The organism is Rhizobium sp. CRRU65, assembly GCF_048551595.1.
Lineage (GTDB): Bacteria > Pseudomonadota > Alphaproteobacteria > Rhizobiales > Rhizobiaceae > Rhizobium > Rhizobium leguminosarum_J.
Map to the genome: position 1 here is coordinate 235397 of NZ_JBLYZH010000003.1, position 22012 is coordinate 257408.

The 22012-nt window shown below is 62.9% G+C and carries 15 protein-coding genes; 8 read left to right on the forward strand and 7 right to left on the reverse strand.

Features of this window, described 5'->3' with window-relative positions; translation table 11 throughout:
- Positions 1–11 precede the first annotated feature (11 nt).
- Both ACM5SV_RS07410 and ACM5SV_RS07415 read left to right on the forward strand, forming a co-directional pair.
- Complete coding sequence (locus ACM5SV_RS07410) at positions 12–1190, forward strand: glycosyltransferase family 4 protein (protein ID WP_222014639.1); 1179 nt, start codon at positions 12–14, stop codon at positions 1188–1190.
- 88 nt (positions 1191–1278) lie between these two features.
- Complete coding sequence (locus ACM5SV_RS07415) at positions 1279–4590, forward strand: oligosaccharide flippase family protein (protein WP_222014636.1); 3312 nt, start codon at positions 1279–1281, stop codon at positions 4588–4590.
- 124 nt (positions 4591–4714) lie between these two features.
- Here ACM5SV_RS07415 and ACM5SV_RS07420 read toward each other — a convergent pair whose 3' ends face one another.
- The 3 genes from ACM5SV_RS07420 to ACM5SV_RS07430 form a co-directional block, all read right to left on the reverse strand.
- Entirely contained in the window at positions 4715–5893 is a 1179-nt protein-coding gene (locus ACM5SV_RS07420; RefSeq protein ID WP_017995478.1) for a glycosyltransferase family 4 protein, read from the reverse strand.
- A gap of 248 nt (positions 5894–6141) precedes the next feature.
- Positions 6142–6378 carry an Lrp/AsnC ligand binding domain-containing protein gene (locus tag ACM5SV_RS07425; RefSeq protein ID WP_012759409.1) on the reverse strand — a complete coding sequence of 79 codons (237 nt, stop codon included), beginning with the start codon at positions 6376–6378 and terminating at the stop codon, positions 6142–6144.
- A gap of 68 nt (positions 6379–6446) precedes the next feature.
- Positions 6447–7355, reverse strand: coding sequence for a LysR family transcriptional regulator (locus tag ACM5SV_RS07430; RefSeq protein WP_017995476.1), 909 nt, complete (start codon positions 7353–7355; stop codon positions 6447–6449).
- Between the two features lie 84 nt (positions 7356–7439).
- Between ACM5SV_RS07430 and ACM5SV_RS07435 the strand changes: the two genes are divergently transcribed.
- The 6 genes from ACM5SV_RS07435 (at position 7440) to ACM5SV_RS07460 (ending at position 15886) form a co-directional block, all read left to right on the forward strand.
- Complete coding sequence (locus tag ACM5SV_RS07435; protein ID WP_017995475.1) at positions 7440–8870, forward strand: VOC family protein; 1431 nt, start codon at positions 7440–7442, stop codon at positions 8868–8870.
- Positions 8871–8938: 68 nt separating this feature from the next.
- Entirely contained in the window at positions 8939–10222 is a 1284-nt protein-coding gene (locus ACM5SV_RS07440; RefSeq protein WP_222014634.1) for an NAD(P)/FAD-dependent oxidoreductase, read from the forward strand.
- 45 nt (positions 10223–10267) lie between these two features.
- The gene (locus ACM5SV_RS07445) at positions 10268–11806 is read left to right on the forward strand and encodes an aldehyde dehydrogenase family protein (protein WP_017995473.1); all 1539 of its coding nucleotides are present in this window, start codon (positions 10268–10270) and stop codon (positions 11804–11806) included.
- A gap of 212 nt (positions 11807–12018) precedes the next feature.
- On the forward strand, positions 12019–13035 hold the full coding sequence (locus tag ACM5SV_RS07450; RefSeq protein WP_026157504.1) for an iron ABC transporter substrate-binding protein: 1017 nt from the start codon (positions 12019–12021) through the stop codon (positions 13033–13035).
- Between the two features lie 149 nt (positions 13036–13184).
- Entirely contained in the window at positions 13185–14852 is a 1668-nt protein-coding gene (locus ACM5SV_RS07455; RefSeq protein ID WP_017995471.1) for an ABC transporter permease, read from the forward strand.
- Positions 14849–15886, forward strand: coding sequence for an ABC transporter ATP-binding protein (locus ACM5SV_RS07460; protein WP_012759402.1), 1038 nt, complete (start codon positions 14849–14851; stop codon positions 15884–15886). The genes ACM5SV_RS07455 and ACM5SV_RS07460 overlap by 4 nt, the downstream gene beginning before the upstream one ends.
- A 125-nt stretch (positions 15887–16011) precedes the next feature.
- Here the strand turns inward: ACM5SV_RS07460 and ACM5SV_RS07465 are convergent, their stop codons facing one another.
- The 4 genes from ACM5SV_RS07465 to ACM5SV_RS07480 all read right to left on the reverse strand — a co-directional run bounded on the left by ACM5SV_RS07465 (position 16012) and on the right by ACM5SV_RS07480 (position 22006).
- Positions 16012–17346: a glucoamylase family protein gene (locus ACM5SV_RS07465; RefSeq protein WP_221962344.1), complete on the reverse strand. Its 1335-nt coding sequence runs from the start codon at positions 17344–17346 to the stop codon at positions 16012–16014.
- A gap of 255 nt (positions 17347–17601) precedes the next feature.
- The gene (locus ACM5SV_RS07470; RefSeq protein WP_222014632.1) at positions 17602–19440 is read right to left on the reverse strand and encodes an ABC transporter ATP-binding protein; all 1839 of its coding nucleotides are present in this window, start codon (positions 19438–19440) and stop codon (positions 17602–17604) included.
- Between the two features lie 23 nt (positions 19441–19463).
- Complete coding sequence (locus ACM5SV_RS07475) at positions 19464–20219, reverse strand: DUF1028 domain-containing protein (protein WP_222014630.1); 756 nt, start codon at positions 20217–20219, stop codon at positions 19464–19466.
- Positions 20220–20221: 2 nt separating this feature from the next.
- Positions 20222–22006 carry a gamma-glutamyltransferase family protein gene (locus ACM5SV_RS07480; protein ID WP_222014629.1) on the reverse strand — a complete coding sequence of 595 codons (1785 nt, stop codon included), beginning with the start codon at positions 22004–22006 and terminating at the stop codon, positions 20222–20224.
- Positions 22007–22012: the final 6 nt, after the last annotated feature.

Here is a 22012-nt window from a genome sequence, read left to right on the forward strand (position 1 = left end):
AAGACCGTGATTTGAGAACGATATACCGCTTTCTGCGCGCCCATGTCCTGCAGCGGCTGATCCCGCGGTCGCGTCTTGCCTTCAATCCGCGCAGGCCGGTGGAAATCGTCGGCTATCTCTCGATGGCGGTCGGCGTCGGCGAATCGGCAAGGCTCTGCGCCGGCGCATTGTCGGAAGCTGGGCGGGCGATTTCGCTCTCCGACGTCAGCACGCATCCTGACGAGTATTCCTTCGCCGGATGGATGCCGTCGCATCTCTCCACCGAACCTGCGGGGAGCCGGATCTGGCATCTCAATCCGCCGATGCTGCCGCGCGCCATCCTGAAGAAAGGCGTTGCCAATTTCACCCGCGCCTTCAACATCGGTTATTTCGCCTGGGAGCTCGAAGTCGTGCCGGCCGAGTGGCGCAATGCGATGCATTACATGAATGCCGTCTTCGTGCCGTCGGAATTCACCAGGCGGGCGATTGCGCCCCTCACTGCTGCGCCGGTCATCGTCGTTCCGCATCCCGTCACCGAGAAGCCGGCGACGGAAGGCATGCGCCAGAAATTCGGCATCGAGGAAGACGCCTTTCTCGTCAGCTTCATCTTCAGCGCCGGCTCCTCGATCAACCGGAAGAATCCGCAGGCCGTCATCGAGGCCTTCAGGATATTTGCCGCCGATTGCCCCAGCGCCTTCCTGTTGATGAAGGCCAGCGGCAATATCGACAAGGATGAAGGCCTGCGAGAGCTGATCGGCTCGGTCGCTGGCGACAGCCGGATCAGGATCGTCACCGACAGGCTGTCGGACTCCGAGATCAACGGCCTGATCCGCTGTTCCGACGCCTATCTTTCGCTGCATCGTTCCGAGGGTTTCGGGCTGACGGTAGCCGAGGCGATCATGCAGCGTACGCCGGTCGTTTCCACGGCCTGGTCGGGCACGGTGGATTTCTGCGATCCCGACAATAGTTGGCTGGTTGCCTCTCCCCTCATTCCGGTGGTCGATACCCATCCCGAATTTGCCGGGCTCGAAGGCGCGGTCTGGGCCGATCCCTCACCCGAGGCAGCAGCCGGGCATCTGAAGGATATCTTCCTCGCGCCTGAGCGAGCGCGCGAGAAGGCCGAGAAGGCGCGGGAGTTCCTGCTGCGCTACCTCGCCGAGAACAGCTATGACAAGGCGCTCAAGGCGCTGGAGGCGATGCAGACCGCCTAAGGTGACGTCGTCACTCCGCTTTATTTTAACATTTTCGCATTAGAGATGGCAGGTATGCGGCGGTAGGCCGATCCTGACGGATGGACAGATGTCGAAGGGAATTATCGCAAACTCGGTGATGAACGGGGCGGCAGGCATGCTGCTGCTTCTGACGGGCTTTGTTTCATCGATCATAACCGCACGGTTGCTCGGGCCGGAAGCCAACGGCATCGTCGCCTTTTCGCTCTGGCTGGTGGTGACCGGCGCCTCGATCGCCGAGCTCGGCTCCAGCATCACGCTCTTGAAGACGTTGCCGCAACTTTCGGCGGAAGGCTTCGACGCGCGCCGCCGGCGAGGTTTTGCCGCCATCCTCGTCAGCTTCATGATGTTCTCGACCGTCGTGCTGCTGGCGCTCTACGCGCTGTTCTTCCTGACCTCCGAAAAGATGCACTGGGCCGACACGGCGCCATCCGTCGCTCTGGTCACGGGCGTGCTGTTCTTCGTCCAAGCGATCGGTTCCTTCGTCAAATTCTACCTGATCGGCGAAAAGAAGCTGGGCGCCTTCTTTAAGCTGACGGTCGCCGTCTCGATCGTGCAGCTTGCCGGCGTTGCCGTCGGCGCCGTTTTCTACGGCGTCGAAGGCGTACTCGTCGGCTATGCGCTCGGCCAGCTGGTGCTGTTTTTCGCCACGCTGCCGATCCTTCTGGCGCGGCGCGACTGGTGCGGGGTCTCGCTGAAATATCTCGCCTCCTCCTCCGTCATCCTGTCGATCCAGTTCATCATCGATTCCATTTTCCTCAACCGGCTCGAGCTGCTCTTCCTGCAGCAGTTCTGGTCGGTGGAGATGGTCGGCTATTATGCCGTCGGCCTGTCGATCGCCAATATCGCGCTGCAACTGCCGATCCAGATGACTGGCAGCCTGCTGCCCTATTATTCCGAGCGACGGCACAGCAGCGACGATTCGACATTGCCGGTCGAGGTCTTTACCGCCGTTACCCGCAGCATGGCCTATATCGTGCTGCCGATGAGCCTCGGGCTTGCCGCGATCTCTAGCGAACTGGTGCTCGTGGTGTTCGGCGAAGCGTTCCGCCGCAGCGGGACGGTGGTGGCGCTGCTTGCGCTTGTTGCTCCCGCCTATACCTTCATGCAGATTCTCAGCCTCTACCTGCTGTCGATGGACAGGGCCCGCTCCCGCCTGAACATCAGTGTGATAGGTGGCCTACTGATGGTAGCGGGTTGTTTACTGATCGTACCTAGGCTTGCGGCCGAGGGTGCCGCACTCGTGCGCATCCTCGTATTCGTAGCGATGTCGGTGATGATGATCAGACAGACAGGATTCGGATCCCAGCTTTCGGGTCTCTACGCAAGCTTGACGAAGGTGACGCTCGCCTCCGTGCTGTGTGCTTGCGGAGCGATTTCCGTGCTGGAATTCGTCCATGGTCCGGCCGGATTGGTCGGCGCGATCATCGCCGGCGCATTCGCCTATTTTGCAGCACTCCGGGTGCTGCGCGCCGTGCCAGGCGAGGATGTCGAAGTCATGCGCTCCATTCTCGAGAAGATGCCATCCCTGCTGCGGCGACCGGTCGGCCAGGCGATCAATTTCATCGCGCCACGGCTTCCCGGCGATCCCGATCGCGCCAAGGTCGCGCCCGGCGAATTCTCGCTGGAACCGGCCGAGGGCGCGGGACGCAGCGCCGCCCTGCCTGTGGTCTTCGACGGCACGATCGGGCTGTTCATGCCTGAAAATCCTCTCGCCAAGAAACGTTCGGCCGCCGTGCTTTTCGTCAGCCCCTGGGGCTTCGAGGAGATGTGCAGCCGCAAATTCTTCCGCGTCGCGGCCGAGCACTTCTCGGATATCGGCGTGCCGAGCCTGCGCTTCGACTATCGTGGCACGGGCGATGCGCTTAATTTCGACGCACTGCCGGCGAGGCTGGAAACCTGGGAAGATTCGATCCGCGCGGCCGCCGACAAGTTGAAGTCGCTGAGCGGCTGCGACCGTATCATCCTCATCGCACAGGGCCTCGGCGCGACGCTTGCCCATCGCGTCGGTTCCTCGATCGAAGGCGTCGACAGCCTCGTCATGCTGGCGCCGGTACTGAGCGGCCGGGCCTATCTGCGCGAACTCAACATGTGGTCCAAGATCATCGATGCCGATCTCGGCCTCGGCAAGGAGCATGTCCAGACCACCAAGGTGCAGATCGCCGGGCTCGTCATGCCCGAGGAAATCGCTGCCGAGCTCGGCAAGCTCAACATCGCCTCGCCGCAGGGGCTCGCGACCTCCCGCTATCTGATCCTCGAACGCCCTGCCAAGGCCGACGATACCGGCTTTGCCGATGCGCTGAAGGCGCTTGGCGCCGATGTCGAGCAGACGGCCTTCGAAGGCTATGACGAGCTCGCCACCAATCCGCTGTTTGCCAAGACGCCGATGGCTGTCGTCGCGCTGCTGACGACATGGCTGGAGACAACGACGACGCAGACATCCGCCGCCCATTCGCCGGCGGCGATCGACAACCCGCTGCTTGCCGGCGATGATTTTGCGGAAACGCCGGTCCGTTTCGGAAGCCACAATCATCTCGTCGGCGTCGTCAGCCGGCCGCTCGGCGAGATCAAGGGTAACGCCGTGCTCTTCCTGTCGACAGCCTATGACCGGCATGCCGGCTGGGGACGGACGACGGTAGACATGGCGCGCGAGCTCGCCCGCCAAGGCGTCGTTTCGCTGCGCTTTGATTCCGCCAATGTCGGCGACAGCCCGCCGCGGCCGGATGCGCCGGAACAGGTGCTTTATTCGGATACCCAGACCGGGGACGCGGTCGCCGCGCTCGACCTGCTCGAAAGCGTCGTCGCCGGCCCCGTCATGGTCGCCGGCCGATGCAGCGGCGGCTATGTCGCCTTCCGCGCCGGCGTTGCCGACGAGCGCTTGAAGGCTGTCGTGTCGATCAATCCGTTCGTCTATTACTGGGATCCTGACATGCCGGTGCGCAGGGAGCATGTCGTCTCCGTTCCCCGCAGCCTCGATGATTACAGCCAGCGCCTGGCGCGGCTCGACACGCTGAAGCGGCTGCTGCGCGGCCAGGTGGATGTCGTCTCGGCGTTGCAGAACATCGTCATCGCCGCCGGCCGCCGGCTGTCGCCGTGGATCGCGCCGGTGCTCGAGCTGCTTCCCGACCGGCGCCATATCGCCCGCGAGGTCCGGCACTCCTTCGCGCTGTTCGGCAAGCGCAAGGTGCCGCTGACGCTGATCTACAGCGAGGGCGATGTCGGGCTCGACCATGTCTACTTCCACTTCGGGCCGCGCGGCGCCAGGCTTTCCCGCTATCCGAACGTGCGCCTGCTGATGCTGCCGGATGCCGACCACAATCTGACGCCGCCGCAATCGCGCAAATTCGTGCTCGACGAGATCATTCGTCTCGCCAGAGCATGACCGGATTTCAGCTAAAGCATGTTGCGCAAAAGTGGGCAGCGGTTTTGCGCCGAAGACATGCGGCAAACAAAGACCTGAATTCCGGCAAGCGAATCTGAAAGATCGCGGCGCGCTTTAGGCGGGATCAGCTGCTTTCCGCGGCAACGACATCAAGCGATCTGTAGAGATCGATATAACGTCCGGCGACGATATCCCAGGAATAGCCGCGGGCGGCGTCGAGAAGCTCGGTGCGAACGGTCTCCGGCTGGCGCGAAAGGCCTTCATAGGCCGCTTCGATCGCCGTGGCGGCGCTCTCAGGATTGGTGAAATCGGCAAGCATGATTGCGGGATGCCGGGCGGCAAGCGTCGCAAAGGCATCGTTGGCGTTCAGCACCGGCAGGAGGCCGGCGCTCATCGCCTCCAGCGCCACCAGGCCGAAACCTTCATATTCCGAGGCGGAGGCGAAGAGCGAGGCTTCTGCGATGATGCGCCGGATGGTGTCGTTCTCGGGCGACACATGCAAGGTGACGCGGCCGGAAAGATGACGGCTTTCGATTGCGCCTTCGACATCCGCCCGGTTCAGGTCGGATTCGGCGCCGACAATGTCGAGATGCCATTCCGGGTCGCGGGTCTTCAGCTTGGCCATCGCATCGAGCAGGTGATCCAGCCGTTTGTTTACCGAAAACCGGCCGATCGTGACGATGCGGCGCTTTGCCCGACGCGAAGCGGTGTCGGCGAATTTGCCGATATCAGCGCCATTTTCGATCAGAAGGCTGTCGGGCACGATCTCGGAAAACTGCTTGAGGTCGGAGGCGCTGCAGCAGACGACGCGGCGGTAAGCCATCGCCGAAGCGCGGGTCAGCGTCCGGAACCAGATCTTCTTGATCGTCGCGTATTTCCGCGTGTGGAAGAAGCCGCCATGAGTGGTGACGATCATCGGCTTGCCGTGCAGCAGCCGGCCCCAGGCGAGCGCATCGAAGAAGAAGTCGATGGCATGGACATGGACGAGATCGGCATCGGCGAGATGGCGGAAAACCTCAGGCGCCAGCGGATAACGGCTGGTGCCGAACCAGGGAATGCGCACCACCTCGATACCGTCGATACCTTCGCGAGGCGGCAGCTTATCCTCTGGGGCGGTGAAGAGCGAATCCAGCGTGACGACGCGCACGCGATAACCGCGGCGTACCGTCTGGCGGGCGAGATTGGCGACCACGTCTTCGAGGCCGCCGCGGTTGGGCAGGAACTGGCGCACGACATGGACGATCAGCGGGGCTGTTTCCAACTGCGGCTTCGCGCGCGCCCAATCTGCCTCGACGATCGACATTTTCCACCTATCGCTGCACGTGCCGGCCTGCGCTGACGCGGGCCCGTGATAGCAACGACCAGACATGCCCGGCGTTAAGGCGCGGTTTAGGCGACGTCCTGCCAAGGCGATTCTTCGCGAAAAAGGTTAACCGTGTCTGACGGGGATTCAGAGCGTTTCCGTTTTTCTCGAATCACGGAAACGCTCTATCTCTTTTGTTTCACGCAATTCCGGACGCAAAACCGCTGCGCACTTTTGCTGGAATTGCTCTAGAACGCCTTGAAGGTTAGCGTCGTCAGCGAGCGGATGATGCCGGGAATATTGGCGATGTTGTCGTTGATGAATTTGCCGATATCCTGGCCTTCCTCGATATAGACCTTCAGCAGCAGATCGTAGTCGCCGCTGGTCGAATAGAGCTCCGAGACCAGTTCGGTCTGGTAGATGGCGTCGGCGACATCATAGGTCTTGCCGGGTGCGCATTGGAGCTGGACGAAGATCGGCTTCATGGAGATTTCCTGCAAAGTTGTTTGGATCGCATAATGGTCGAAAGCGCCATGCCGATGCAAGCCGTTCGTCACGCAGTCAGATTGGCGGCCGCTTCGGCGACGATCCAGTCGCGAAAGGCGGCAAGTGGCGCATAATCGGCACGCTCGGGCGGAAAGGCGAGATAATAGCGCTCGCGGCTCTCCATTTCACGGTCGACAGCGGCGACGAGATCGCCGCGCCTGATCTCCTCCTGCATCAGGAATGTCGGCAGCAGGGCGACGCCGAGGCCGGCGATCGCCGCCTGCGCGGCGGTGGCGAACTGATCGAAGAGCATGCCGTGCACATTTTCGAAGGAAACGCCGTTGCCGGCGAACCATTGCTCCCAGGCGTCAGGGCGCGTCGTCAGGTGCAAAAGCGGAGCAGCGAGCAGATCCTCTGGCGCTTTGATCGCATATCGCTTCAGAAAATCCGGACTGCAGGCCGGCACCGTGCGCTCCGACATCAGAAGCGCGAGTTCGGCGCCCGGCCAGTGCGGGTGGCCGAAATGGATGGCGGCGTCGATCGAATCGAGGCGAAAGTCGAAAGGCGAAAGCCGGGTCACCAGATTGATGGTCACGCCGGGATTGGCGACGAGAAAGCGTCCCAGGCGCGGCGCCAGCCAGCGCGTGCCGAAGGTCGGCAGGATGGCGAGATTGAGCGTGCCGCCATGCGGATTGGCGCGCAGGTTCAGCGAGGCGCTCGATATCCGCCGCAGCGCTTCGCGAATCTCGCGGGCATATCCGTCACCGGCAAGCGTCAGCCGCATGGTCTGGCGTTCGCGCAGGAAGAGCTCGACGCCAAGCTGCTCCTCCAGCGCGCTGACCTGGCGGCTGACGGCGCTCTGCGTCAGATCGAGTTCGCGCGCCGCTGCCGTCACGCTGCCGGTGCGGGCGACCGCCTCGAAGGCGGCGAGATGCGAGATCGATGGCAGAAAACGTCTAGACGTCAGCATGGTCATTCCGTTTCAGAATGGGCTATTTCCGAAATAGCGATATTTGCCGCTTTCTGGCGCGTGTAAAGAGGTTCATCCTGCAAAAACGGAATGAGCCGGAGTTTCCCAATGCCGCAAGCCTTCGTTTCCCCAGACCGCATCCGATCACTGTTTACCGAGTCGATGTCGCAGATGTACCGGGCGGAGGTGCCGCAATACGGCACGCTGATCGAACTGGTGGCGGATGTGAATGCCGGCTGCCTCGAAAACGATCCTGACCTGCGCGATCGCCTGGCCCGCGCCGGCGAGCTGGAGCGCATCGATGTCGAGCGTCACGGCGCTATAAGGCTCGGTACGGCCGACGAGCTTTTCACCATCCGCCGGCTGTTTGCGGTCATGGGCATGCAGCCGGTCGGCTACTACGATCTTTCGGTCGCTGGCGTGCCGGTTCATTCCACCAGCTTCCGGCCGATCGACGAGGCAGCACTCAACGTCAATCCATTCCGCGTCTTCACCTCGCTGCTGCGACTGGAACTGATCGAGGACGAAGGGCTGCGCGGCGAAGCCGAAGCCATTCTGGCGAAACGGCGGATCTACACGCCGCGCGCCGTCGCCCTGATCGAGCGCCACGAGCAGAACCGCGGCCTGACCGAGGCGGAAGCGACGGAATTCGTCGCCGAGGCGTTGGAAACCTTCCGCTGGCATGGCGAAGCGACAGTCAGCGCCGACACCTACAAGCGCCTGCACGACGCCCATCGGCTGATCGCCGACGTCGTCAGCTTCAAGGGACCGCACATCAACCATCTGACGCCGCGCACGCTCGATATCGACGCCGTCCAGGCCCGCATGCCGGAACGCGGCATCACGCCGAAGGCTGTCATCGAAGGGCCGCCGCGCCGTCATTGCGATATCCTGCTGCGACAGACGAGCTTCAAGGCGCTGGAAGAAACGATCGCCTTTACCGATGATGACGGTGCGATTCAAGGGACACATACCGCCCGCTTCGGGGAGATCGAACAGCGCGGCGTGGCGTTGACGGCGAAGGGCCGGGTGCTCTACGACCAACTGCTCGCCTCGGTTCGCGGCGAGGTGCAGGTGGGCGCCGGCGGCGCCAAGGCCGGCGCCTACGATCACGAACTCGCTGCGCGTTTCAAGGCACTGCCGGATAGTTGGGACGAGCTGCGCAGGGCGGGTCTGGCCTTCTTCCGCTATTCCGCGACGCCTGCGGGCATTGTCGCCGCGGCCGGCAGCACGCTGCCCGGCGATCCGGAGGCGCTGATCGCCAAGGGTTATCTCGCCTTCACCCCGATCGTCTACGAAGACTTCCTGCCCGTCAGCGCGGCCGGCATCTTCCAGTCGAACCTCGGTACCGACCAGCAGCAGAACTATGCGACCCGCTCGAACCGTGACGCCTTCGAGGCGGCACTCGGTGCTACCGTTCAGGACGAGCTGGCGCTTTACGCCGAACGCCAGGCCGCATCGCTGGATTCGGCGCTGGCCGCGCTCGGCCTTGCGGGCCTGCCGTTGAAGACCGTTGCGTGAAATGGCAGGTTCAACACTTTCTTTTTTGCATTAGAGTATCCGCGATTTCGCTCTGATCGGACTGAGCCATGCTGAATGATCCGCGCTCCCACGGCCTCTGGGAAAAGACAGCGCCCGAAGCGCCGACGACCTCGCCTCTCGACGGCGCGGTATCGGCCGACGTCGTCATCGTCGGCGGCGGTTACACCGGCCTCTCTTCCGCCCTGCATCTTGCCGAAGCCGGGTCGAAGGTGGTGTTGCTGGAGGCGAAGGAGATCGGCTTCGGCGGTGCCGGGCGCAATGTCGGGCTGATCAATGCCGGCATGTGGGTGATGCCGAACGATCTGCCCGGCGTGCTCGGCCCGGTGCATGGCGAACGTCTGCTCGATCTGCTCGGCAATGCGCCGAAGCTGGTCATGGAGCTGATCGACAAACATCAGATTGCCTGCGAACTCGAACGGAACGGCACGCTGCATTGCGCGGTCGGCGCGGGCGGTCTGAAGGAGATCGAGGATCGCGCGGCGCAATGGTCTGCCCGCGGCGCAGCCGTGACGCTGCTCGACGCGGCGGAGACGGCAAAACGCATCGGCAGCGATGCCTATTCGGGTTCGCTGCTCGACAAACGCGCCGGCACGCTGCAGCCGCTTGCCTATGCGCGCGGCCTTGCCCATGCCGCCGTCAAGGCCGGCGTCGCCATTCACACATCCAGCCCGGTCATCGCGACGGAGCGCAATGGCAGCCGCTGGACCGTGAAGACGGCAAGCGGCGAGGTCAGCGCGGAGTGGATCATCGTTGCAACGGATGCCTACAGTACCGGCCCGTGGGAACAGGTGCGCAGCGAACAGGTGCATCTGCCCTATTTCAATTTCGCCACCGTGCCGCTGGGCCACAATCTGCGCCAGTCGATCCTGCCTGGGCGAGAAGGCGCATGGGATTCCAAGGAAATCCTCTCCTCCTTCCGCATGGACCAGGCCGGCCGTCTCGTTTTCGGCAGTGTCGGGGCGCTGCGCAATACCGGACTGGCCGTACACAAGGGCTGGGCCAAACGCGCATTGAAGCGGCTCTTCCCTGTAATCGGCGACGTCGAATTCGAGTGTGAATGGTATGGCCAGATCGGCATGACCGACAATGCGCTGCCGCGCTTCCACAAGTTCGCACCTGGTGTCGTCGGCTTTTCGGGCTACAATGGCCGCGGCATTGCCCCCGGTACGGTCTTCGGCCGTACGCTGGCGGAGCATATCCTCGGCCGGCTTCCGGAAGCCGATCTGCCGTTGCCGCTGACTTCGCCCACCGAGCCAAGCTTCCGTGCACTCAAGGAAATATGGTACGAAGCCGGCGCTCAGGTCGCCCATTTCGCCGATGCCCGCTTCTGAGAAGCGATGCACGCTTCTGAGAATAATAAGATTGGAAACACGACAATGACCATCGCCGTCCTCGATCTCGCCACCGAAACCGCCAAGCTGCTTGCCGAACTCGGCGTCGATGCCGGCCGCTATCACGGCGGCACGCTTGCCGTCACCTCGCCGGTCACCGGCAAGGAAATCGGCAAACTCAGGGAACATTCCGTTTCCGAGACGAAGGCGGCGATCGAAGCGGCGCATCAGGCCTTCCTCGAATGGCGTGCCGTGCCGGCGCCGAAGCGCGGCGAACTGGTCCGCCTGCTGGGCGAGGAACTGCGCGCCTCCAAGGCGGCGCTCGGCCGTCTCGTTTCGATCGAGGTTGGCAAGATCACTTCGGAAGGTCTGGGCGAAGTGCAGGAGATGATCGACATCTGCGATTTCGCGGTCGGCCTTTCCCGTCAGCTTTACGGCCTGACGATCGCCACTGAGCGATCTGAGCACCGGATGATGGAAAGCTGGCATCCGCTCGGCGTGATCGGCATCATCTCCGCCTTCAACTTCCCTGTTGCCGTCTGGTCGTGGAATGCCGCACTTGCGATGGTCTGCGGCAATTCCACCGTCTGGAAGCCCTCGGAAAAGACGCCGTTGACGGCGCTTGCCGTGCAGGCGCTGTTCGAAAAGGCGCTGAAGCGTTTCGTCGCCGAGGGCGGTAGCGCACCGGCCAATCTGTCGACGCTGATCATCGGCGGCCGCGAGGTCGGCGAAGTGCTGGTCGATCATCCGAAGATCCCGCTGGTTTCCGCCACCGGCTCGACGGCCATGGGCCGCGCCGTCGGTCCGCGCCTGTCGCAGCGTTTTGCCCGCGCCATTCTCGAACTCGGCGGCAACAATGCGGCGATCGTCTGCCCGTCGGCCGATCTCGACCTGACGCTGCGCGGCGTTGCCTTCTCCGCCATGGGCACGGCCGGCCAGCGCTGCACGACGCTGCGCCGTCTCTTCGTCCACGAGAGCGTCTACGATCAGCTGGTGCCTAGACTGCAGAAGGCCTACGGCTCCGTCACCATCGGCAATCCGCTCGAAACCGGCACGCTTGTAGGACCGTTGATCGACGGCCAGGCTTTTAAAAACATGCAGGCAGCGCTTGGCGAGGCGAAGTCGGCCGGCGGCACGGTGACCGGAGGCGACCGCGTCGAAAGCGGTTCGACCGAGGCTTTCTACGTTCGCCCGGCGCTCGTGGAAATGCCTGATCAGACCGGACCGGTGGAGCACGAGACCTTCGCGCCGATCCTCTATGTGATGAAATACAGCGATTTCGACGAGGTGCTGGCGCTGCACAATGCCGTGCCGCAGGGGCTGTCGTCGTCGATCTTCACCAACGACATGCGCGAGGCCGAAACCTTCGTCTCCGCCCGCGGTTCGGATTGCGGCATCGCCAACGTCAACCTCGGGCCATCGGGCGCCGAGATCGGCGGCGCCTTTGGCGGCGAGAAGGAGACCGGCGGCGGCCGTGAATCCGGCTCGGATGCCTGGAAGGCCTATATGCGCCGCTCCACCAACACGATCAATTACGGCAGGACGCTGCCGCTGGCGCAGGGCGTCAAGTTCGACGTCGAATAAGCTGGCGGCAAAAGGCTGCAAAAGAGAGGCGGCGCTCGGGAAGCGCCGCCTTTTTTGCCAAATCGAGATTTATTCCCCTGTAATATGAGATATTTAGTCAAGATATTGTGATGGCTTTTCCGACCAAGCCAAACTTGAAATCGGCAGTCAGGAAAAATATACGCCTCTCATCGCCCTTGGAGAGCTCGGGTGACATCGTCACGGAGGCCATCATGAAAATTGCTCTTAACCGTTTTTCGCTCGCGCTTGCCGCTTCGCTTCTCTCCGCCACCGCGCTCGCAGGCAGCGCCCAAGCGCAGGACGAAGGTCTCGTCGTTTACAATGCCCAGCACGAAAGCCTCGGCCGCGAATGGATCGACGCCTTCTCCAAGGAGACCGGCATCAAGGTCACCATGCGCCAGGGCAGCGACATGCAGTTCGCCAACCAGATCATCCAGGAAGGCGACGCCTCCCCGGCGGATGTCTTCCTGACCGAAAATTCGCCGGCAATGACGCTGGTCGATGGCGCGGGCCTCTTCGCCCCCATCGAAAAGGAAACGCTGGATCAGGTTCCGGATCAGTATCGCCCGGCTGACGGCATGTGGACCGGCATTGCCGCCCGTACCACCGTTTTTGCCTATGACAAGACCAAGCTCACCGAAGACAAGCTGCCGAAGTCGATGCTCGATCTGGCAGATCCCGCCTGGAAGGGCCGCTGGGGTGCAGCACCTGCCGGTGCAGACTTCCAGGCCATCGTCGCTGCCCTGCTGCAGCTCAAGGGCGAAGATGCCACCAAGGCATGGCTGAAGGGCCTGAAAGACAATGCCACGCCCTACAAGGGCAACAGCGTCGCGATGAAGGCCGTCAATTCAGGCGAAGTCGAAGGCGCTGTTATCTATCACTATTATTGGTTCGGCGATCAGGCCAAAACAGGCGAGAACAGCAAGAATGTTGGTCTGCACTACTTCAAGAACCAGGATCCGGGCGCTTTCGTCAGCGTTTCGGGTGGCGGCATCCTGAAGTCCACGCAGCACATGAAGGAAGCCCAGGCTTTCCTGAAGTTCCTGACAAGCAAGGCCGGCCAGGCAGTCCTCAAGGACGGCGATTCCTATGAATATGCCATCGGCAAGGATGCGCCCTCCAACGACAAGCTCACTCCGCTTGCCGATCTCAATGCCCCGAAGGTCGAAGCTTCGACCCTCGACAGCAAGAAAGTCGTGGAGCTGATGACGGCTGCCGGCCTGATCTAAAGCGTGGCGCGCCACACTTAAGATCTTTCGTTTTCCGCATGTCGTCGTCGCAAAACCGCGGCACACTTTTGCGCGACATGCTTAGACCTTTCTGCCGCAGGCGTCTTCCGGCCAAAACTATTGCATTTGGCTCAAGAAAACCTTAGGGCATGACGATATCCGGCAACCGCCTTTCAAAGGCGGTTGCCTTCCTTTTTCAGCGTGTAAAGGCATCGGCCTTGCTGCAGGACAACAGATTGCTCGCATCCGGCAACCAGGCGCCGGTCGCGCCGAGGGCCACGCGAATGGCTTTGCCGCGCGGACGCATGCCGCACGCTTCGGTGATCCTCCTCGCAACCGTCGTCGCGATCTTCAGTCTCGTGCCGCTCGGCTTCATCGGCTGGGTAACCTACGATGTCGGCTGGGAAACGGTGAAGGCCCTGGTCTTCCGGCCACGCGTCGGCGAACTTCTCATCAATACGGTCCTTCTGGAATCGATCACCATCCCGGTGTCGATCGCGCTTGCGGTGACGCTCGCCTGGCTGACCGAGCGGACGGACATTCCTTTCGGCCGGCTCTGGGCCTGGCTGGCGATCGCTCCGCTCGCCGTGCCTGCCTTCGTGCACAGCTATGCCTGGGTCAGCCTCGTTCCCGGCATGCGCGGTCTGCAGAGCGGTGTCTTCGTCTCGGTCATCGCCTATTATCCGTTCCTCTACCTGCCGGTCGCCGCAGCGCTGCGCCGTCTCGATCCGGCTATCGAGGATGCCGCGGCCTCGCTGGGCCTCAATCCCTGGCGCGTCTTCTTCCGCGCCGTGCTGCCGCAGCTCAGGCTCGCCATCTGCGGCGGTTCTCTGCTGATCGCGCTGCATCTGCTTTCAGAGTACGGCCTGTTCGTGATGATCCGGTTCGACACGTTCGCGACGGCAATCGTCGACCAGTTCCAGTCCTCCTACAACAGCCCGGCCTCCAACATGCTCGGCGGCGTGCTCGTCGCCTGCTGTCTTTTTCTGCTCGGATTCGAGGTGCTGGTGCGCGGCAACGAACGTTATGCCCGCGTCGGCGCGGGTTCGCCACGCCCGACGGACCGCCGCCGCCTGGGCTGGTTGGTGGTGCCCGCCGTTTTGCTGCCTGTCCTCCTGGCGGTTCTGACGCTCGGCGTCCCGTTGGTGACGCTTGGCCGCTGGCTCTATCTCGGCGGCACCGATATCTGGCGCATCGAGGTCGGCAGCGCCTTCCTGCAGACGATCGTGCTTGCCATTGTCGGCGGCGTGCTGGCGACGATTGCTGCAGCACCGATGGCCTGGCTTTCCGTGCGGGCGCCCGGCCGCCTCCAGCGCGTGCTCGAAGCCTGCCATTATTATGTCGGCTCGCTGCCGGGCGTCGTCGTGGCGCTGGCGCTGGTGACGATCACCGTGCGTCTCGTGCTGCCGCTCTATCAGACCTTCGCAACGCTGCTCGTCGCCTATGTGATGCTTTTCCTGCCGCGCGCCATGGTCGGGCTGCGCGCCAGCATTGCCCAGGCCCCGGTGGAGCTGGAGCGCGCCGCGATGGGCCTCGGCCGCACCCCGGGCCAGGCGGTGCGGCAGATCACCATGCGGCTTGCCGCACCCGGAGCGGCTGCCAGCGTCGCGCTGGCCGCACTCGGCATCACCAATGAACTCACGGCGACACTGATGCTGTCGCCCAACGGCGTCGATACGCTGGCGACGAAATTCTGGTCGCTGACCAGCGAGATCGATTATGTCTCGGCCGCCCCCTACGCCTTCATGATGGTCGTGCTGTCACTGCCGCTCACCCTGATGCTCTATACCCAATCGAAACGGACCGCCGGCCAATGACGCTGCTCACGATCGAAAACATCAGCAAGCGCTATGGCCCCGTCCAGGCGCTGAAGGATATTTCGCTCGAAGTCTCGGCCGGAAGCCGCACGGCCGTCGTCGGCCCGTCCGGTTCAGGCAAGACGACGCTGTTGCGCATCATTGCCGGCTTCGAGCAACCCGATGTCGGCAGGGTGACGCTGGACGGCGACCTGCTCGCGGACGGTCCGGCGACAGTACCGGCGCATAAACGCGGCATCGGCATCGTCTCGCAGGACGGCGCGCTGTTTCCGCACTTAAGCGTTGCAGAAAATATCGGCTTCGGCTTCGAACGAAGGGCAGCCGATCGCGAGAAGCGCATCGTCGAGTTGCTCGATATGGTCGAACTCGACCGCGGCATGCTGGCGCGGCGTCCGCATCAGCTTTCCGGCGGGCAGCAGCAGCGCGTGGCGCTCGCCCGCGCGCTCGGCCGTAAGCCGCGGCTGATGCTGCTCGACGAACCTTTCTCGGCACTCGATACCGGCCTGCGTGAAAATATGCGCAAGGCGGTTGCGCGCGTGCTGCAGGCGGCCGGCATCACCACCATTCTCGTCACCCATGATCAGGAAGAGGCTCTGACCTTTGCCGATCAGGTCGCGGTTCTGAGGGAGGGACGGCTGATCCAGGCCGGGTCGCCGCAATCCTTGTACCTGCATCCGCGCGATCGCGAGACGGCACTGTTTCTCGGCGATGCCGTGCTGCTTCCCGCCATCATCCGCAACGGCTTGGCAGACTGCGCCCTTGGCCATGTCGCCGTCGAAGGCAGCCGTCAGGGCAAGGCGGAGATCATGCTGCGTCCCGAGCAGATTCGCGTCGTTGCCGATGAAGGCGATCGCAACTATGGCGGGCGTGTCGTCGAAGTGGAATTCGGCGGCGCAGTCTGCACCGTCGCCGTCTCGCTCGAAGGTGTGGCGTTGCCGCCGATCCTTATCAAGACCTCGAGCGTCGCTCTTCCGGCGCGGGGAGACCTCGTTCGCCTCGATATTGCCGGCAAGGCGCATGTCTTCGAGAACTGATACCATGCGACAGCTCTAAAGCGCGTCACGATCTTTCAGATTCGCTCCTCGCACTTTAGGCCTTTGTTTTTACGCATGTCGTTGTCGCAAAACCGCTGTACACTTTTGCGCGGCATGCTCTGGACCTAGCCGACCTTGCGTACCACTTCTTCGGGCTCGATGCCTTCGAGCCAGCCACCGGTAAAGCCGGCGCGCTCGAGCCCGAGGCGGATGACCGGCGATTGCCGCATCAGTTTCCAGATGAAATCCGAACGGTCGTTCTCGATGGTCATGACGACAAGGCCCTGGTCGATGCCGACGGTGCGGTCGTCGACCCAGCCTTCCGGCCGCTTGGTCTTGACCGTCGGATTGAAGCCGCCGGGAAAACCGCCTTCCAAGAGCAGGTTCGGATAGGTGGTCAGAAGCGCCTTGGTGCCGTCGAGAGCCGCCTGCTTGTCGTAGGGCAGGCAGGCAAGGGCTGCCCAGGGTGCGATCGTGCCGTCATCCGGGCCGAGCGGCGCTCCGCGGGCGGCGTAACCCAGAACCTTCGGCTGGCGGCCGCCACGCATGCGCCGTGTCGGCGGCGGGCCGTCACAGGCAGAGAAACCCCAGATATTCCTGTTGTAGCCGACGAACTGGCCGGGATTGCGTTCGGCATAGTCACGCTGGACGTTGATCATCACCTGCGTGTTGCGGAAATAGTCCCAGTTTCGCTCCACCATCGGCTTGTCCTGAATGGTGCGGAAATCGATCCAGGCATGCGAGAACAGGTGGATGAACAGCGGCCCGGCATAGAGATAGGACTGCTCGCCATGCAGCATCCAGGAATAGCTTGACGTAAAGGCGTCGTAGCTCGATTGCGGTATCGGGTGCGTCGGCGAAGCGAGCGCCAGCGTATAGAGGATGATCGCCTCGTCGAAGCCATGGTAGCGCCAGCGCAAGAAGCCGGAAGAGGGCTTCCAACCCATGGCAATGGTGTCGCCCTTGTTCAGCGCCCAGCGCCAGTCGACGCGCTCGTAGATGAAGGTCGCGAGTTCCCGGATTTCGGTTTCCGTCTCGTCGTCTTCCCGATTGAAATATTGCGCAGCCGTCAGGATGCCGGCGACGAGCAGCGCCGTGTCGATGGTCGAAAGCTCGCTGTTCCAGGCGCGATGGCCGGTATCCATGTGCAGGAAATGGTAGAAGAAACCGCGGTGGCCGGTCGCGTGGCGTTCCTCGCCCTGGCGCGCCTCGGCAAAGAACCGCAGCGTGTTGACCGTGCGTTCGGCTGCCTCCTCGCGGCTGATCCATAAACGCTCGACACCAACAGGATAAGAGGAAAGCGCAAAGCCGACGGCTGCGATGCTGCACGGAACCCCGCCGATCGACGTATCCGCCACCAGGCCATTTTCGGGATTGGTATATTTCAGGAAGTACTTGAACGCCGAATGCTGCAGCCTGTCGACGAGTGCTGCATCAATGTCTTCAATCCGTTGCAGCATAGGCTCCTACCCAACTGTTGCATCGCCCCATGCTTCAACATGGGGGCCGTCCCCGGGCAAATCAAACCTTTTTGATTCGCAAGGATAAGAGAACACAAAAGGGTGGAATCGGTCGTTAATAATTATCGGCAAAATAATATCTAGCAGAAGTCATATAAGCGGTGCAGCAAAAAAGACGGTCCGCGCGCCACCGGCGCGGGTTATTTTCCCGCAATACTTGTTATCCTGATGCTTTGGAGAGTGGTTTTTTCGCGTTCAGGCGGCTTCATCGACCCTCACCAGATGGCCTGCCGTCACTTCCCGGTATCGGCGTGGCGGCGCGACGTAGCCGACCGGGCGGACAGGGCTCTTGAGCTCGTCGGTTCCGAGGTTGCGCTTGATGCCGCGCCGTGAGGGGTCGGGAACCGGCACAGCTGCCATCAGCTTCTTCGTGTAGGCATGCTGCGGGTTGCTGAACAATTCCGCACGTGGACCGATCTCGACGATCTCGCCGAGATACATCACCGCGACGCGGTGGCTGACGCGCTCGACCACCGCCATATCGTGAGAAATGAATAGGAAGGCGAGGTTGAGGCTTTGCTGCAGGTCCATCAGCAGATTGCAGACCTGTGCCTTGATCGAGACATCGAGGGCTGAAACGCTTTCGTCGGCGACGATCACCTTCGGATCGAGTGCGAGCGCGCGGGCGATGCAGATGCGCTGGCGCTGACCGCCGGAAAATTCATGCGGATAGCGTTTCATCATATCGGGTTTCAGCCCGACGCGTTCGAGAAGATCGGCCGCCTTGTCGCGGGCCTGGGCGCCGGTGCCGAGGCCGTGTTCGGTGATGGGTTCGGCGACGGCCGCGCCGACGGTCATGCGCGGGTTGAGGCTGGCGAAGGGATCCTGAAAGATCATCTGGATGCTGCGGCGCATCCGTCTGAGACTGGCCGCGTCAAGGCTCAGCACATCATAACCGTCGAGGCTGACACTGCCGCCGTTCGGCTGGACGAGGCGGGTAATCGAGCGACCGGTGGTCGACTTGCCGCAGCCGGATTCGCCGACGAGCGACAGCGTCTCGCCCTGGAGGAGATCGAAGGAGACATCCTCGACCGCATGGATCGCGCCGGTCTTGCGGCCGAGCAGGCCGCCGCGGATGTCGAAACGGGTAACGAGGTTCTTGACTTCGAGGATCGGTGTTCGCCGGCGGTCGACGGTATCGGCCACCTCGATCGGCTCGCGGCGTTCGCCGGTCGTGGTATCGACGACTGGGAAACGCAGCGGCCATTTCCGGTCGGCCATCGAGCCGAGGCGCGGCACGGCCGAGAGCAAAGCGCGGGTATAGGGATGCCTGCCGCGATGGAAGATGTCGTCGGTCGTGCCGGTTTCCACCGCCTCGCCGCGATACATGACGATGGTGCGGTCGGCGATTTCGGCGACGACACCCATGTCGTGGGTGATGAAGAGAACGGACATGCCCTCTTCTTCCTGCAGCATCTTGATCAGGTCGAGGATCTGGCCCTGGATCGTCACGTCGAGTGCTGTCGTCGGCTCATCGGCGATCAGCAATTTCGGCCGGCTGGCGAGCGCCATGGCGATCATCACGCGCTGGCGCATGCCGCCTGAGAACTGGTGCGGATATTCGTCGAAGCGCGAGGCGGCGTTGGGGATGCGGACCTTTTCCAGCAGGCGCACGGTTTCGGCCCGCGCCTCGGCCTTGCCGATATCGCCGTGGCAGGTCAGCGCTTCGGAGATCTGGCGGCCGATGGTGAAGATCGGATTGAGGGACGTCATCGGCTCCTGGAAGATCATGGCGGCGTCGTTGCCGCGCACCCGGCGCATCTCCTTTTCCGAAAGGGTGAGAACATCCTTGCCGTTCAAGGTGATGGCGCCATCGATGCGGCTCGATCCCTTGGCGAGAAGCCGCATGATCGAAAGGGAGGTGACGCTCTTGCCCGAGCCGCTTTCGCCGACGATAGCCACCGTCTCGCCTGGCATGACGTCGAAGGAGACGTCGCGCACCACCGGCTTCCAGTCGCCATCGACGAGGAAGGAGGTCGTCAGGTTCCTGACCGAGAGAACCGGGGAGGCGGAGGCTGAAGAAACATCACTCATGTCGTTCCCTTGTTCTATCTGGTTCACGTCTTCAAAGGCGTGGCGAAGGAGGCGGAAGGCCTGCCTTCAGCAATGCGGGCCGCTTCCAGTGCCGCGATCTTTTCATCGATCTCGCGCCTGTCCGTCATGCCGTTCGGATTTTGCCGCGTCGCCATCGTCTCCGCGACATGCAGGTAACGTTCACCCGCCACCGCGTGCAGGCGAACAAGTTCGGCGAGTGGATCGGGATGATCGTCGGCGCGGAGGCTGAGCCACGGATAATCCTGGTCGCGATGGATGATGAGGGCGGCGGACTGCCTGCCGCGCTTGTCGCCGCCGGCATCCTCGCCTGCCTGCATCGCCAGAAGCAGGCGTTCGGCCAAGGGCTTGTCCATCGCCTTGTTGTAGGTGGCAAGCGCCTCAGCGATGACGTCAGGACCTGCGAGCATGTTGCCGGCGACCGAGACGTTTTCGTCGATCAGATGCCCCGCCCAGTCGATGCATGCGGGACCGGTGAAGGCGGCGTTGCGCCCCTTCGCATCGATGAGGTGCAACTGCCGCTGATTGCGGCCGGCGTCACGCCCAGTCAGCTGGGTGATGATCTCCTCCGGCGCCTTGCCTGCAGCCAGCAGCGACAGGCCGTCGACGCCGTAAAGCGGGCTGACGAAGGCCTGGGTAGCAACGGCGCCGATGCCGCCGCGAATATGCGGCACCAGGGCGCCGACGGCAAAGAAGCGGCTCGCGACGGCGATGCCGAGATGACCGGTCGAGGGATCACGGGCGACGATAGACCAGGTCATGACTATCTCCCGATCGCATAGGCCTGCATCAGGCGCGGGGTGGCTGCAGCGCGCAACAGTCCGTCGGCATCGCGTCTCGCGGCGGTCAGCCGGCCGATCGTCCAGGGATCGGCGACCGTCAGCTTGTGACCCTTGCGACGCAGGGCATCAAGGACATCAGGTCCGAAATTCGCTTCCGCCATCAGGCTGCCGGGTTCGCGGGTGCGCGGATAGAAAGAGCCCGGAAAATGCGAGGTGTGGAACAGCGGCTGGTCGATCGCCGCCTGCAGGTTCAGCTTGTGATTGATATAACGCAGGAAGAAGGAAAGCTGCCACTGCTCCTGCTGATCGCCGCCGGGTGTGCCGAAGGCCAGTGTCGGGCGGCCCTTATAGAGGCCGAGCGACGGTGTCAGCGTCGTGCGCGGCCGCTTGCCGGGCGCAAGCGACGTCGGCAGGCCTGATTTCAGCCAGAACATCTGGGCGCGGGAATTGAGGCAGAAGCCGAGGCCGGGCACGGTCGGCGAGGATTGCAGCCAGCCGCCTGATGGCGTGACGGAAACCATGTTGCCGTCGCGGTCGATCACGTCGATATGCACGGTGTCGCCGCGCTTTTCGGAAAGATGCGCCATGGTCGGCTCGTAGACGGCGCCGGTCTTGGAATCTGTGCCGAGCATCTTCATCGTCAGATCATGCTGCGCTTCGAAGCCAGGCACGATGCCGGGGCGAAGTTCGAAGGAGGCGTCAGCGCCGACCAGCTTGCGGCGCTCGGCGGCATAGGTTTCCGACAGCAGATGCGCGATGGGAACCTCCGAAAAGTCAGGATCGCCGTAATAGACTTCGCGATCGGCGAAGGCGAGCTTCATCGCCTCGACGACGGTATGGACGAAATCGGCGCCAGCGGGGTCCATTGCGGCGAGATCGAAGCCTTTGAGGATCGACAGGGTCTGCAGGAAGACCGGACCCTGGCCCCAGGGGCCGATCTTGGCGATGGTCCAGCCATGATAATCATAGGTCAGCGGCTCCTCGATCGTCGCCGACCAGTTCGCCATGTCGTTGGCGGTCAAAACGCCCTTGTGGCGGTTGCCGCTTGCATCCATCACCTCTGCGGTCTTCAGATAGTCGTCGATTTTCTCGGCGACGAAGCCGCGATAGAAGGCGTCGCGGGCCGCCTCGACCTGCGCTTCCCGGCCGCTTTTCACTTCCGCCTCGGCGATGACGCGCTTCCAGGTTTCGGCAAGCACCGGATTCCTGAAATTCGCATGCGCTTCGGGGGCGCTGCCATTGGGTAGCCAGGTCTCGTAGGAGGTCGGCCATTCCTTCTCGAAGAAGGCGGCGAGCCCCTTGATCGTGGCGGAGACGCGCGGCAGCATCGGATGGCCGTGCTCGGCGTAATAGATCGCCGGTTCCAGCACATCGCGCACGCTCATCGAGCCGTAGTCGCGCAGCATCAGCATCCAGCCATCGAAGGAGCCGGGGATGACGGTCGCAAGCAGCCCGTCGCCGGGGATCAGGCTCAGGCCTTCCGCCGTATAGTGTTCGATCGTTGCACCGGCGGGGGCGGGGCCCTGCGCACAGATGACCTCGACCTTGTCCTTCTTCTTCGAATAGATCACCGCCGGCATATCGCCGCCCGGACCGCAAAGATGCGGCTCGACGATCTGCAGCACGAAGCCCGTCGCCACTGCCGCGTCGAAGGCATTGCCGCCCTTTTCGAGAATGCTCATGCCGACGGCCGAAGCGATCCAGTGCGTGGAAGTGACGACGCCGAAGGTGCCGAGGATTTCTGGACGGGTCGTGAAAGCGGTCATATCGAA